Source organism: Burkholderia sp. SRS-W-2-2016 (assembly GCF_001931485.1).
Lineage (GTDB): Bacteria > Pseudomonadota > Gammaproteobacteria > Burkholderiales > Burkholderiaceae > Paraburkholderia.
The window spans coordinates 1-390 of sequence record NZ_MSDV01000103.1; the positions used below are offsets into that span (position 1 = coordinate 1).

The 390-nt window shown below is 62.6% G+C and carries 1 pseudogene; it reads right to left on the reverse strand.

Features of this window, described 5'->3' with window-relative positions:
- Positions 1 to 377, reverse strand: a pseudogene (locus BTH42_RS34025) (hypothetical protein); the annotation flags it as partial.
- Positions 378 to 390 lie beyond the last annotated feature (13 nt).

The following is a 390-nucleotide window of genomic DNA, read 5'->3' on the forward strand; positions in this document are numbered from 1 at the left end:
ACCGCGTCGTTGTTGTCGACGCCGTCGGCCACGTTCTTCAGGGCCACCGGAGCCGCGGCATTCGCACCGCCGAGGGTAACGCTGTTGTGAGCGGCCGAGTCATACATGACCGCATCCGACAGCGTCGCCTGCACGTTACTGATATCACCAGCGTTCTTCGTCACCTGGCTGCCCAGGTCCGCCACGTTCTGGTTGGTCGTGTTCAGCTGTGCGCCATTGACCGCGTCCGTGCTAGCTGCCGACAGATCGCCCGCGGCAACGTTACTGATCTTCGTGCCGTTTGCGCCGCCCAGCGTGATTGCAGCCTTCGATACGTCGTCGTACGCAACCACGTTCGCCACCTGACCGTTGCCGTCGATCACGCCTGCGTTCTTCAACTGCGACACGTTC